The following is a 13698-nucleotide window of genomic DNA, read 5'->3' as shown; positions in this document are numbered from 1 at the left end:
TGCGGTAATCGTAAGATATAAACGTTGATTAATCTACAGAATATTTAAAATTAATTGGCTTAATTTATCCAATCCAACTTTCATATTCCCTTTTACATGAATACGGATAACCCTTCTATCCCGTTCCGATAATACGTCGAAATCACCACGAGCTTGTGCTTCCTTTACAATTCCAAATGTGTATTTTTCACCGGGAACAGGCAAATCATGATCATCATCGGCAGTGATCTGTAAAAATACACCACTATTGGGTCCACCCTTATAAGCCTGTCCAGTTGAATGCAAAAACCGGGGACCGAATTCAGCCGCTGTTGCAACCTTTTTCTTGTCTCTTATAGCCAGACGTAATTTCTGGATCCACTCCCGTGTTGCCAAATCACGTTCAATATAGGCCAAAACAGCAACATAATCCCCTGCAGCAATTTCATTGAAAAAACTTTTCAAGGCTTCGGAGATTGTGGAAAGACCTTTTAATTTTGCAATTTCAACCTTACCTGCATAAAGATCAAACCCTTGCTCTTGAACGATTGGGGTAATAGCGGGAAGAGATCCTTTTTCATTATAAGCAGTTGTAATTTTCTTGGTTTCAATCTTACTGGCTTCAACATCGGGTTGATCAAAAGGATTAATCCCAATGAAGGCACCCGCCACAGCGGTTGCAAATTCAGTTTGGAAAAAAGTCTGAACAATCTGTGCTTTATCATGTAGATTTATTGTCACAACAGGCTGTTGAGCCGCTTTTAATTCAGCAATCGCTTTTTCCTGTTGAGGATCAAGCTTATTCTCCAACCGTAAATAGATAAATAAACGATCCTTTCCATAGACAGATGGTACAGCCAAGGTTTCCTCATCTATAGGAATGATTCCTTTACCAACCTTACCCGTTGATTCTGCCAAAAGTTGCTCAAGCCATGAACCTAAGGAGCCAATATCAGGTGAGGCTATGATTGTAAATTTATCCCGTTTGAATTCAGCAACACCAACCCCGAAAATTGTCCCGAGTTGAACTCCTGGATTTTGTGCCGGTGGAGATCCTGCAGAACAGGCTTTTTCCATTCGTTGGGCCGAATACAGGATTTCCTGTAAAGGCAATCCCGCTGCGGCTGCGGGAACAATTCCAAAATTAGATAAAACGGAATAACGCCCACCGATTGATTTCAAGCCGTAAAAGATTTTCCAGAAACCGTCCTGCTTGGCCACATCTTCCATATGGGAACCCGGATCGGTGACCGCAACAAAATGCTGCCCCACTTTGTCACCCAGCACCTTTTTGGCTTCATTGAAAAAATATGCCTTAAGAATATTAGGCTCCAGAGTGCTGCCTGATTTCGAAGAAACAATAAACAGGGTTGTCGCAATTGTCACTTTCTGCTGGAAGCTGTGCACTTGCTGTGGATCAGTGCTATCCAGGACATGAAGACGCGGAAAACCAGCCTGATGTCCAAAAACCTCTCCCAGAACTTCAGGACCAAGACTTGATCCGCCCATACCTAGTAAAAGGATATCGGTAAAACCTCTATTCCTGACTTCTTTTTGGAATTCCTCCAGTTCAGCAAGATTTTCAACCTGTTGATCAACAATATCAAGCCAACCGAGCCATTTATTCTCATCCTTTCCCGTCCAGACAGAAGATTCACGATCCCACAGTTTGCGGACTGTACCATTCTTACGCCATTTATCCAGACCAGTTTTTACAGCGGTTTCATAATCTAAGGGTAAATCAGACTGCAAATGAGTTAGCTTATTCCCCTGTAATATCATCTGCTTTTCACCAACAGAACCCAATAATTGATCAAAAGCGTCGGCAAATGAATTAACACCGTCTTCCAACAACTGATCCGTAACTTTTTTTAAATCAAGGTTCAAATGTTCAGCCTCAGCCAGAATCTTTTTAGCTTCATCAATATTTTGTTCCAGGGTGTCAGCCACGGTACCATGATCTCTAAAAGCATCCATGGTGGCAGGTGGAATTGTATTGACAGTATCCCTACCAATCAGTTGATCAACATAAATAGTGTCTGGAAATGTCTTATCCTTGCAACTTGTACTGGCCCATAATAAACGTTGGGGTTTCGCTCCTGCAGCCTCAAGTTTTTTCCATCGGTCACTTTGCATCACTTCAAGATAATGCTGATAAGCAAGTTTTGCATTTGCAATGGCAACCTTGCCACGAATAGCTTTTAATGCACCGCTTTCCTTATCCCCTGCGGCGATCCTTTGATCAATTTGCTTATCAATGGCCGTATCAATACGACTAATAAAGAAAGAGGCCACACTGGCAATATGCGCAATATGATGACCCTTGGCAAGATGCGCTTCAAGCCCCTTGATATACGCTTCAAGAACCTGTTTGTACATATCCAAGGAAAATAGTAAAGTTACATTAACATTGATTCCCTCGGCAATGGCCCCTTCAATAGCGGCAATACAAGGTGCTGTTGCTGGAATCTTGATCATAAGATTCTTTTCAGCAACCCTTTTCCATAATCGGCGTGCGTCTTCCAATGTTGCATGCCCGTCCATAGCGATATATGGAGAAACCTCCAAACTGACATATCCATCCAGCCCATGGGTTTTTTCCCATACAGGATACAATACTGAACAGGCCGCACGGATATCATCAATCGCCATTGTTTCATATAAGGTAACAACATCGGTGATTCCCGAAGAAATCAGTTGTTTAAATTGTTCATCGTAGTCAGTGCCATGCCCCATTGCCTTTTCAAAAATTGAAGGGTTGGAAGTAACGCCCTTTAATCCATCTTCATCAACCAGTTTTTTTAACCCACCGCTTTGTGTAAATGAACGCTGGATAAAATCTAGCCAAGGTGATTGTTTATACTGTTCTAATTTAATGAGAGGGTTTTCAACCATTTCTATTTCTTTCCTTAAATATGCTGCGACAAAAAATCCTTCTTAATAAATTAAGAAGGATTCATAACATTTACCTTGTCAATTGTTCCTGTGCCGCTTGTAAAACAGCTTCAAGAGTAAACCCGAATTTTTTCTGTAGATCACCATAGGGAGCAGAGGCACCAAAACCACGCATAGCGATGATTGCACCGGTTGTTCCAGCATAACGATCCCATCCAATGGGAGATCCCTGTTCAACCGCGACACGTGCTGTTATACTAGGAGGCAAAACCTGATCACGATAAGACTTGGACTGTTCTTCAAAAAGTTCCCATGAGGGCATTGAAACAACCCGAACCTTTTTTCCGGATTTTGTTAAAACCTGATAAGCTTCCATAATCAAACCAACCTCGCTTCCTGTCGCCATGAGAATCAAGTCTGGCTTACCTTCACAATCCGCAACAACATAAGCACCCTTTTTAAGCCCTTCTGCCGAAGCATATTGATGGCGGTCAATTGTTGGCAAATTCTGACGGCTTAATGCCAGAATGACTGGTTTAGAATTTTCCTGCATCGCATATTTCCATGCCTCGACAACCTCGTTTGCATCGGCGGGACGAAAGACAACAAGATTAGGCGTTGCCCTGAAGTGAACCAACTGCTCAACTGGCTGATGTGTCGGACCGTCCTCACCAACCCCGATACTATCATGCGTAAAAATATATATGACCGGCAAATGCATCAATGCAGACAAACGGATGGGATTTTTCATATAGTCAGAAAAAATGAAAAATCCTGCGGCATACGAACGCAAACCGCTTAAGGCCATTCCGTTGACAATTGCCCCCATGGCATGTTCACGAACGCCAAAATGAAAATTCCGTCCATCATATGTACCGCCATAAGCAGGATTCTGAAAAACCCCGGCCCCTTCAAAATCCAGATTGCTTTTATTAGAGGGGGCAAGATCTGCAGACCCACCGATTAACCAGGGCACATTCTTTGCAATGGCATTCAATACCTTTCCTGAGCTGGCCCGCGATGCAACCCCTTTGGCATCAGGCGCAAAAATTGGAATATCCTTGTCCCATCCCTTTGGTAGGCGATGATTTAAAATATCCTCGATCTCTTGACCCAACTCAGGATATTTTACCTTATAATCCGCAAACAGCGTATGCCATTTTTGATAAGCTGCAGCCCCTCTTTTACCAATATTGGCTTTAAAATGATCCATTACACCATCAGGGACAAAGAAATCTTTGTCTTCAGGCAAACCAAGATTCTTTTTGGTCGCTTTAACTTCTTCCACCCCAAGCGGTTCACCATGCGCTACTGATTTTCCCGCTTTATTAGGAGACCCATACCCGATAACACTATCAATGACGATGAAACTTGGCATGTCTTTATTTTGACGCGCTTGATTAATCTTATTTTGGAAATCATCGATATCGTTACCATCTTTCACATGATAGATTTTCCATCCTGCAGCTTCAAAACGTTTTTCAACATTTTCTGTAAAGGCAATATTGATATTGCCCTCGATCGTAATACGGTTCCGATCATATACCCAGATAAGGTTACCTAACTTCAAATGTCCTGCAAGAGAGGCCGCCTCATAGGAAATCCCCTCCATAAGATCACCATCACCGCAAAAGGCATAGACATGATAATCGAACAATGGAAATTCTGGTCGATTATAACGTGCAGCAAACCATTCCTGGGCAATCGCCATCCCCACAGACGTTGCAATCCCTTGAGCTAAAGGTCCTGTTGTGGTTTCAATTCCGGTGGTATGCAAATACTCTGGATGACCGGGCGTTTTTGAATTGAGCTGTCTGAATTGACTTAAATCTTCAAGGGTTAAGGCTGGTTTGTTTTCCACTTTACCTTGACGTGTCACTTCCTTAATACCGCTTAAATGAATCATGGCATATAAAAGGGAACAGGCATGACCACCTGACAAAACAAAACGATCGCGGGCCGGCCACAATGGATTCGCAGGATCATAATTTAAAATATTATTCCATAAGGCATATGTCGCGGGTGCCAAGTCAAGCGGCGTACCTGGATGACCAGAGTTAGCTTTCTGCACTTGATCAATTGCAAGTCCACGAATGGTATTAATACATACCTTATCCATATTCATTCAAGTCTCTCCATCAAACAACTTTTAAAATAACTTCGTTAATCATAAATTTAATCGTTTTTTTTAAATCAATTTATATCACCCAATAAAAAAGGAAAAAAAATCGATTGTTCAAATTACAAAAATTTTATCCTACAAAGCTATCAATTAACTTAAGATCGAATTGTTAATATTCCGATAAATTCTGACCCCTGCCAAATGTTCAATTAATAAAACATTTTATCTGTAATCAATTTTATCGATTATATTAAATTATATTAAAATCATACACTTTTATAAAACTTTCTCCTATAAAAGAAATCTTATTTTTCTTGATCTTTCTTTTTTATACGCGGCACTATAAAATAAAAACCAGATTTTTGTTCATTAACTCTCAATAATATGGCAATACCATGACGGTTTCATCTTCTCTTGATTCTAGTTCTTCCCCTGAATTCACTTCACAGGAAATAGAAACGCTTTATTTCAATTCTGCTAGAGAAGGTTCACTTCCTTTGCTTGAAGAATTCATCGCCGCGGGTATGAATATCAATCATCAGAATGAAAAAGGATATACTCCTCTCATCTTAACCACCTACAATAATCATCATGATGCAACGGCTTTCCTATTAAAAAGCGGGGCAAATCCTGATCTGCGGGATAAAACAGGTGCAACGGCTTTAATGGGCGTAGCTTTCAAAGATCATGTTGAAATGGCCAATCTTTTAATTAAGGCTGGTGCCTCGGTTGATATTCCCAATAATCTAGGACGCACACCTTTGATGTTTGCAATCCTTTTTAACCGAAACGACATGACTGAAATTTTATTAAAAGCCGGGGCGAACCCTCTGCACGCCGATGGGGAAGGCATTACACCCTTAAAACTTGCAGAACAACAGGGGAATAAACATCTAATATACTTACTTGAAAACTATCAAAACATTTAAATTTCATAATTTTTTAAATAGGTATATCCTTATGCAAAACCGTTATTGGAGTTCTTTTGTCAAAAATTTAGTTCCTTACACACCTGGGGAACAACCCAAGGTAAATAATCTTATCAAACTTAATACAAATGAAAATGCGTATGATATATCTCCCAACGTGTTAAAAGCCATACAGGCAAATACCAACAATTTATTAAAATTGTACCCCGATCCTACATCCCAGGCCCTTTGTCAATCCTTGGCTGATTTACACCATATCCAACCAGACCAGATTTTCGTCGGTAATGGCTCTGATGAGGTACTTGGGTTTGCCTTTCATGCCTTATTAAAACATGAAAAACCTATTCTCTTTCCAGATATAACCTATAGTTTTTACCCTGTTTACTGCAATCTTTTCAATATTGACTATAAAACCATTCCCCTAACCGAAAATTTCAAGATTGACCTTGAACAATATGATGCAGAGGATGCTTGCGGGATCGTCATTGCCAACCCCAATGCTCCAACTGGCTTGCTGATTGAACAGGAGACAATCCGGCATTACCTTGAAACACACCCTGAACAAATTGTTATTATCGATGAAGCCTATATAGATTTTGGTGGAAAATCAGTTATTCCCCTTATCAATCAATTTCAAAATCTTCTAGTTGTTCGAACTTTCTCGAAATTTCACGCCTTTGCAGGATTACGGGTTGGTTATGCAATTGGAAACACACAATTAATTGAGGGTATTAGACGTGTAAAGGACAGTTTTAATTCATATCCCTTAGATCGATTGGCACAAATTGGTGCGATTGCATCAGTAAAAGACATTCAATGGTCTGTTAATAATGCCCGACAGATTATCAAAAACAGAGATTACCTGATCAACGCTCTTTCTGAATTAGGATTCACAACTCTCGATTCAAAATCAAATTTTGTTTTTACATCTCATCCCGAGATATCTGGTGAAAAACTTGCAATTCAGTTAAGAAAAAATAAGATTTTGGTAAGACATTTTAATCTCCCACGAATTCAAAACTGGCTTAGGATAACAATTGGCACAGAAAAAGAATGTCAAATCCTGATACAGGTCATAAGCACAATAATATCAACTAATTGACAATACAAAATAAATAAGATTAACTTAAAATTTATATTAGTAACAATCATTTGAAATGAGGTGTGTTATAATGTCTCATCCCTATTCCCAGCTTTTTTTTTCAAAAAAAAATGATTTATCCAAAATTGTTTTAATTAATTTTGTTATATATCAAGCGCTGATTAATCAACATTCTGCATATGCGGTTGGAAATTCCCCTATTGTTAATCAGGGCGCATCTCCATCAACAAATATTAGCGGTGCAACCCCGGTAAAAAAATCCCCTCCACCAGCCACAATCCTTGATAAGGATACAGGTCAGGCACCCGAAAACAACGATATGTTATTGGGAAATATTTTGGGATTACGTTCCCTTATGGCACAATATGGTCTGACCCTCACCCTGGTGGATGTCAATGAGGTATGGGGAAATCCTTATGGGGGGATCAAGCAGGGTGCTGCCTATACAGGTTTGACCACAGTTACCTTGAACTGGGATCCCGAGAAAGTGACAGGAATTAAGAATGGTCTTTTTAACATTAGCGCCCTGCAACTTCGAGGACGGGCTTTTACGGCAGAAAATATAGGAGCCTATAACTCTACCAGTGGTTGGGAAGGCGATCGCTCGACACGCCTATGGGAGCTATGGTATCAACAGGGGTTTTTCGATAATAAAATGACCATTCGCATCGGGAAATTAAGTTTGGACCAGGAGTTTAACATCAGCGATTATGCAACGCTATTCATTAACTCCTCTTTTGGATGGCCCATGATTCCATCAGTCAATACCTATAGTGGAGGAATTGACTATCCCGTTGCCTCTCCTGCAATCCGTTTCAGTTTTCAACCCAATGATCACTGGACGGACCTTTTTGCAGTTGCGGACAGTAATCCCAACAATGTTTCTTTTTGCAATCCATCCGGACCATTTACCTGTGATCCGTATTCCAAGCATCAATCAGGAACACATTTCAATTTTACTACCGGGGTATTCATAACCAATGAAATTCAATATCATCTGAATCCTGGCAATGAAGATGATGAAAAATATACAGCTTATCCTGGAACTTATCGGTTGGGAGCCTATTTTGATAGTTCAAAATTCCCGGATCAACGTTATAACAGGGATGGGGATCCATTAGGAAATCCGGACAATCCCCAAACAATGCTCAACCATCGCCATACCTGGTCAGTTTATGGAATTATGGATCAAATGATATGGAGAAACCCGGGAAACAAAAAAGAATCTCTTGGCATATTTGGAAGAATGCAAGTCAGCCCAACTGACCGCAGCCCCATCAATTATGCAGGAGATGCAGGGATTGTCTATAAGGGACTTCTCAATCGGGAACATGATTCCCTAGGTTTTGGCTGGGGATTTGCCCATACTGGCAACCGTGCCAGACATTATGACCGTGATTACCGCAATTTTGCGGATCCATACTGGTGTGTTCGAAAAACAGAACATCATATCGAGCTCGCCTGGCAAATACAGGCCACATCATGGCTAGAGCTAAAACCTGATTTTCAATATGTCTTCCGTTCCGGTGGAGGATTAAATCTTGAGGAAAATAGTAAAAAGAAAATTCCAAATGCCGCCATTTTTGGATTGAGATCTACGGTCAACTTTTAAAAAAAGGTTATATACATTATCGATAAATCGGTAATGTATATAACTTGTATTTTATTTTTTTAAAATTTAGGAAATTCTTTTCGAAATACTGTCCGCAAGTTGCGTTAACAGCAAACAGCAAGAAGTTGCACCAGCATCCAAAATACCTTTTGAACGTTCACCCAAACGACTGGCACGACCTATTTTTGCAACAAGATTGCGGGTGGATTCCTTACCATCATGTGCTGCCTGTTTCATAATAATCAAAGCTTCATGAAATGTTTTTCCGGATTCATTCGCTTTTTTGAATCCTTCAATTGCAGGCATTAAAGTATCAACCAAACATTTATCACCCTGTTTGGCAGAACTAATTTCCTGTAATTCATGCAACCCTTTTGAAAGCATTTCCTTGAATTCATTTGAATTCAAGGTATTTTTACCTTGAATTGCCTCAGCCCATCCAGCAAAAATACTGCCATATAAAGGCCCCATTGAACCACCAATCCCCTCCATCAGGGAATCACTTAATATTTCAAAGGCTTCTGACAATGAAAGATTTTTCCCATCAATACGATGTTTGCAAATGTTAAATCCCTTTGCCATATTGATCCCATGATCACCATCACCGATCGCACCGTCAATCTCACTTAAATAATCACGGTTATTCACGATACAGCTGATTAGATCATCAACAATCTCGGTACCATTTTCAATCTTAGCCACTTCTGTCATGCCATTTACTCCTGTACCAAACCCAAAGAACGTGCAGGAACATCAATCAGTTTTTTTAATTCCGCATCTAATTTCATAACGGAAAGCGTCACACCCATCATTTCAAGAGAAGTAAAATAATTTCCCACATAACAGCGATGGATCTTGACATTTTTAGCCTTCAAAAGACGTTCAACCTCTGCATAATAGATATAAAGCTCCATAACAGGTGTTGCTCCAAGGCCGGAAACCAGCACGACCACTTCAGATCCGGGTTCAAAAAGACCTTCCTCCATGATTGGATGAAGCATGGTTTCCGCCATCTCTTTTGCCGTTTCTATAGGAACAACCTTGATTCCAGGTTCACCATGATGGCCAATACCCAATTCCATTGTTCCTTTTTCAATATGGAAATTTGGTTTTCCAACTGCAGGAATAGTACAAGAACTCAAGCCAACCCCAATTGAGCGACAGTTATTTATTGCTTTTTGGGCAGCGGCAATAACACCATCAAGATCATATCCTTCGGCAGCGGCAGCCCCACCAATTTTCCACATAAGGATTTCACCCGCAACACCGCGGCGTTTCTCTATTTCACTGGCCGGTGCGGAAGCGACATCATCATTGGCAACAACTGTTTTGACTGTAATACCAGCGGCTGTGGCCTTCTTTATTGCCATCTTGACATTCATATTATCGCCAGCATAATTGCCGTATAAACAAGCAACACCAGCACCTGAATCTGCGGCTTTCATCGCATCCAAAAATGCACCAGCAGTGGGAGAGGAAAAAATTTCCCCAATTGCAACCGCATCAACCATATTTTTACCCACATATCCCAGAAAGGCTGGTTCATGACCGGAACCGCCACCTGTAATAATGCCAACTTTACCTTTTTTTTCTGAACCTGAATATTTTAGAACTCTAGAATTATCCGTTTTTTCAAAAAATTCTGGATGGGCGACGACATATCCCTCGATTGCATCTTCAACGACTAAATCTGGATCATTAATAATTCTGTTCATTGTCATTATTTATTCTCATTATTTTTTATTTCTTTTTATTGAATGGTAAATCCACCATCAATGACTAAATTAGCACCATTCACAATAGATGCTTCAGAGCTGGCAAGATAAACAGCTGCAGCGGCAATCTGTTCGGGTTCAGCAAAACGGCGCATGGGAATTTGCGCCTTCATATCCTCACCAACTTTACCTGCCCATGCTTTTTTCCCAAGTTCCGTCAAAACAACGGTTGGAGAAATCGCATTAACATTGATCCCATGAGGTCCCCATTCCAATGCCAGTACATGTGTCAATCCAATAACACCTGCCTTACTGGCACAATAAGCAGCATGTTTTTGCAAGGCAATAACCCCCGCCTGTGAAGCCATATTAATAATGGATCCACTCTTTTGTTTTAACATCACGTTTCCCACTGCCTGGGCAACCCAATAGGTACCAGTTAAATTGATATTAATAGTCGCATTCCACATTTCTTCACTGAGCGTTTCAGCTGCATCAAGCAAAGCAACACCCGCACAATTTACAGCAATATCTATACGACCAAAATGATCAACAACTTTTTTTACTGCCTGATCAACCTGTTTTTTATTCGTTACGTCAACCTGGATACCAATAGCATTATCTGGACCTAGATTTTTTGCGACTTGATCAATGGTATCAAGCCGGTCCAACAACGCTACCTTTACACCTTTTTGTAAAAAAGTCCGCACAATCTCGTTTCCAATACCGGCAGCCCCCCCGGTAACAAGTGCAGTTTTACCTGATAAATCAAACATTTGATTTGTTGACATAAATCTCTCCTTAATAGGCTATAATGTTTCTTCTATTGCCACACCAACTTCTCGATCAATTGTTTCATTTTTATATTGTTGAACCTTGACAAAAATCATTAATGCTGCAGCAACAAAATAGAGCCCGATATAAATATACATCACCCCGAAATTACCAATGATCCCTTGAAAAAGCATGACAATTGCATAACCAAAAAAGTAACTCATTCCTGCACCAAAATTAAGAATTGACATGGCCGCACCCTTATTTTCAGGGGCAAGATTTGGCATAATGGCTGATAAAGGGACAAATGCTGCAAGCAATGCACCATATACAGCGGCGCATATTTTTATGGTAAAAAGATCCGCATGAATAGAAATGCAATAGGTATATGCCATAACGCTCAATGCACAGCCTATACAGCCAAACCACATAACAACGTTACGCCATCCCAATTTGTCACTTGCGGCCCCAAAGATAAGATTGAATACAACATTACCCATCCATAAATACACGGCAACCTCAAGCCACGCATTTTCAGCATATCCCATACCGAATAAAAAAGTTGGCATAAAAACTGAAAAACCGTATGCGGCACTTGTATTAATCATCCGGACAAGACCACCAATCCCCACTTTTGGTTTTTCATAAACAATCGTTAAACCTTTTAACAAATGTTTTAATGAATGGGTTTCATCATCTTCTGGATAATTATTTTGGGCAGATTTTTTCCCACTTAGACTCAATGCAATAACAGCACCTACAGCAACAAAAATCAATGCTGTCCACAATAAATGCAGATTTTCCATATGGAAATAATAAAGCATAATATTTGAATAGCCAGTTCCCAGAACGGAAATCCCACCTGCATAAACAAGCCAGAACATACCGACAGCTCCTCCCAACCGTTCACGGGGAGCCTCATAAGCAACGGAAACTAGAAAACCATAAGCGAACAGAGGATAAGCAAGTCCCCGCACTGCATAGGTAGGTAATATAACGCTAAAATTATAAGTTGGAATACCAAAAACCAAAAAAAGAAATGACCCTACAAAAAAAAGGACAAGTCCAATGGTCATCACTTTCCGAACCCCGAAAATCTCTGCCAAAACACCTGAAAGCCATGATGAAATGGCAACCATCAATCCATAAACCGTGAAAATGGTAGAAGCCTGATGTGCAGTTAGACCATGCTGTTGTAAAAAGGGAGACAACCAGTTCTGTTCCAGCCCTTCACCAGCCATGAAAATTAATACTCCAAAATAACCCAACATCAATTTTGGAGAAATGAAAAGTCTCTCTATGACTTTGTTCACGTGCAGGCCTCCCTCTTAGTAAATAAATTACTTTCAAATAATTAGATGGCTAAAATTCAATAAATTATAAATTTGGATCGAGTACGACCTTTAAAGAACCCACTCCTTTTTTCATTATGTCAAAAGCTTCCTTAAAATCTTTTAATGGGAAAACATGCGTTACAACGCCCTCCGTTGGAAAATCACCATTTTGTATTCCCTTGATCACCATGGGATAGCAATAAGGACCCAAATGCGACCCCAAGACATCCAACTCCTTACGATCGCTAATGATACTCCAGTCAACCGATACCGGATCTTTGAATACAGAAAATTCAACAAAACGACCAAGTTTGCGAATCATTGACAGACCCTGTTCTACTGATTTGCCTGCACCCGTAGCTTCAATATAAATATCGCAACCATATCCTTCGGTCATATCCTTGATTTTCTTGACAACATCTTCACGGGCTGGATTCATCACGATATCAGCACCGAATTTCTTAGCCAATGCTAAACGATCATCATTCAAATCAAGAACAACCAGTTTGTCGGGACCGGATTTTTTCAATGCGCCAATCATACCTAAACCCAGAGTGCCCGCACCAGATAGCACCACAAAATCTCCCAACTTAACGCTTGCACGTTGCACGGCATGTAATGAACAGGCATATGGTTCAACCAGAACAGCCTGTTTCATGGGAAGATCGTCTGGCAAATGATAGTTGATCGCTTCTTTAGGCAATTTTATATATTCTGCCATGCCGCCATTAACGTTGTTTTGAAAACCGTAAAGATCGTGTTTTTCACACATCCAGTATTCACCACGTTTACAGAAACGGCATTCCCAACAAGGAACAATTTGTTCGGAAATAATACGATCATTCAGTTTGAAATCTTTGATTTTATCGCCATAGGCAACAACATGCCCAATAAATTCATGACCGGGTATCATAGGAGCCTTAATATAGGCAGGCTGTTTTTCATCCCCCCAAAAACTTGGTGCCCCATCAAATGCTTTGGTATCCCCAGCGCAAATTCCACATGCCTCTACTTTAACAAGAATTTCTTCAGACCCAATTTGTGGTACAGGAACCTCTTCCAAACGGTAATCATGTGGCGCATAAGCAACAATTGCTTTCATTGTCTTGGGAATATTATCTATTTTCGTAATAGAAGATTTACCGTTTTTTTCCATCATTTTTCTCTGCTCATCTGTAATGTTTACTATGATGATCAGTCAGAATATATTCAAAAACAAATAAACTTCTTGTGATC

The 13698-nt window shown here is 40.2% G+C and carries 10 protein-coding genes; 3 read left to right on the top strand and 7 right to left on the bottom strand.

What is annotated here, in order from left to right; all coding sequences use genetic code 11:
- Window positions 1-33: 33 nt before the first annotated feature.
- Window positions 34-2874, bottom strand: a complete 2841-nt coding sequence (locus H3T46_RS06335; protein WP_198197920.1) for a bifunctional transaldolase/phosoglucose isomerase — start codon at window positions 2872-2874, stop codon at window positions 34-36.
- Window positions 2875-2944: 70 nt separating this feature from the next.
- Entirely contained in the window at window positions 2945-4999 is a 2055-nt protein-coding gene (gene tkt, locus H3T46_RS06330; protein ID WP_198197917.1) for a transketolase, read from the bottom strand.
- 392 nt (window positions 5000-5391) lie between these two features.
- Here tkt and H3T46_RS06325 point away from each other — a divergent pair, with 392 nt between their 5' ends.
- From H3T46_RS06325 to H3T46_RS06315, 3 genes are all read left to right on the top strand, one after another.
- A complete protein-coding gene (locus H3T46_RS06325; RefSeq protein ID WP_155566194.1) occupies window positions 5392-5925 on the top strand; it encodes an ankyrin repeat domain-containing protein in 534 nt (177 codons plus the stop codon).
- A gap of 31 nt (window positions 5926-5956) precedes the next feature.
- Complete coding sequence (gene hisC, locus H3T46_RS06320; protein ID WP_198197915.1) at window positions 5957-7027, top strand: histidinol-phosphate transaminase; 1071 nt, start codon at window positions 5957-5959, stop codon at window positions 7025-7027.
- 70 nt (window positions 7028-7097) lie between these two features.
- Complete coding sequence (locus H3T46_RS06315; RefSeq protein WP_155566192.1) at window positions 7098-8639, top strand: carbohydrate porin; 1542 nt, start codon at window positions 7098-7100, stop codon at window positions 8637-8639.
- A gap of 66 nt (window positions 8640-8705) precedes the next feature.
- On the opposite strand, the gene dhaL is transcribed toward H3T46_RS06315, so the two are convergent.
- The 5 genes from dhaL to H3T46_RS06290 all read right to left on the bottom strand — a co-directional run bounded on the left by dhaL (window position 8706) and on the right by H3T46_RS06290 (window position 13621).
- Window positions 8706-9350: a dihydroxyacetone kinase subunit DhaL gene (gene dhaL, locus H3T46_RS06310; RefSeq protein WP_155564803.1), complete on the bottom strand. Its 645-nt coding sequence runs from the start codon at window positions 9348-9350 to the stop codon at window positions 8706-8708.
- Window positions 9351-9355: 5 nt separating this feature from the next.
- Window positions 9356-10354, bottom strand: a complete 999-nt coding sequence (locus H3T46_RS06305; RefSeq protein WP_155564802.1) for a dihydroxyacetone kinase subunit DhaK — start codon at window positions 10352-10354, stop codon at window positions 9356-9358.
- A 35-nt stretch (window positions 10355-10389) separates the two neighbouring features.
- Window positions 10390-11145, bottom strand: a complete 756-nt coding sequence (locus tag H3T46_RS06300; RefSeq protein ID WP_155564801.1) for an SDR family oxidoreductase — start codon at window positions 11143-11145, stop codon at window positions 10390-10392.
- 18 nt (window positions 11146-11163) lie between these two features.
- Window positions 11164-12441 carry an MFS transporter gene (locus H3T46_RS06295; protein ID WP_231504039.1) on the bottom strand — a complete coding sequence of 426 codons (1278 nt, stop codon included), beginning with the start codon at window positions 12439-12441 and terminating at the stop codon, window positions 11164-11166.
- A gap of 64 nt (window positions 12442-12505) precedes the next feature.
- Window positions 12506-13621 carry an alcohol dehydrogenase catalytic domain-containing protein gene (locus H3T46_RS06290; RefSeq protein ID WP_155564800.1) on the bottom strand — a complete coding sequence of 372 codons (1116 nt, stop codon included), beginning with the start codon at window positions 13619-13621 and terminating at the stop codon, window positions 12506-12508.
- Window positions 13622-13698 lie beyond the last annotated feature (77 nt).

The organism is Commensalibacter sp. M0133 (assembly GCF_016101485.1).
Taxonomy (GTDB): Bacteria; Pseudomonadota; Alphaproteobacteria; order Acetobacterales; family Acetobacteraceae; genus Commensalibacter; species Commensalibacter melissae.
This window is presented reverse-complemented; position numbering and strand designations above follow the sequence as displayed.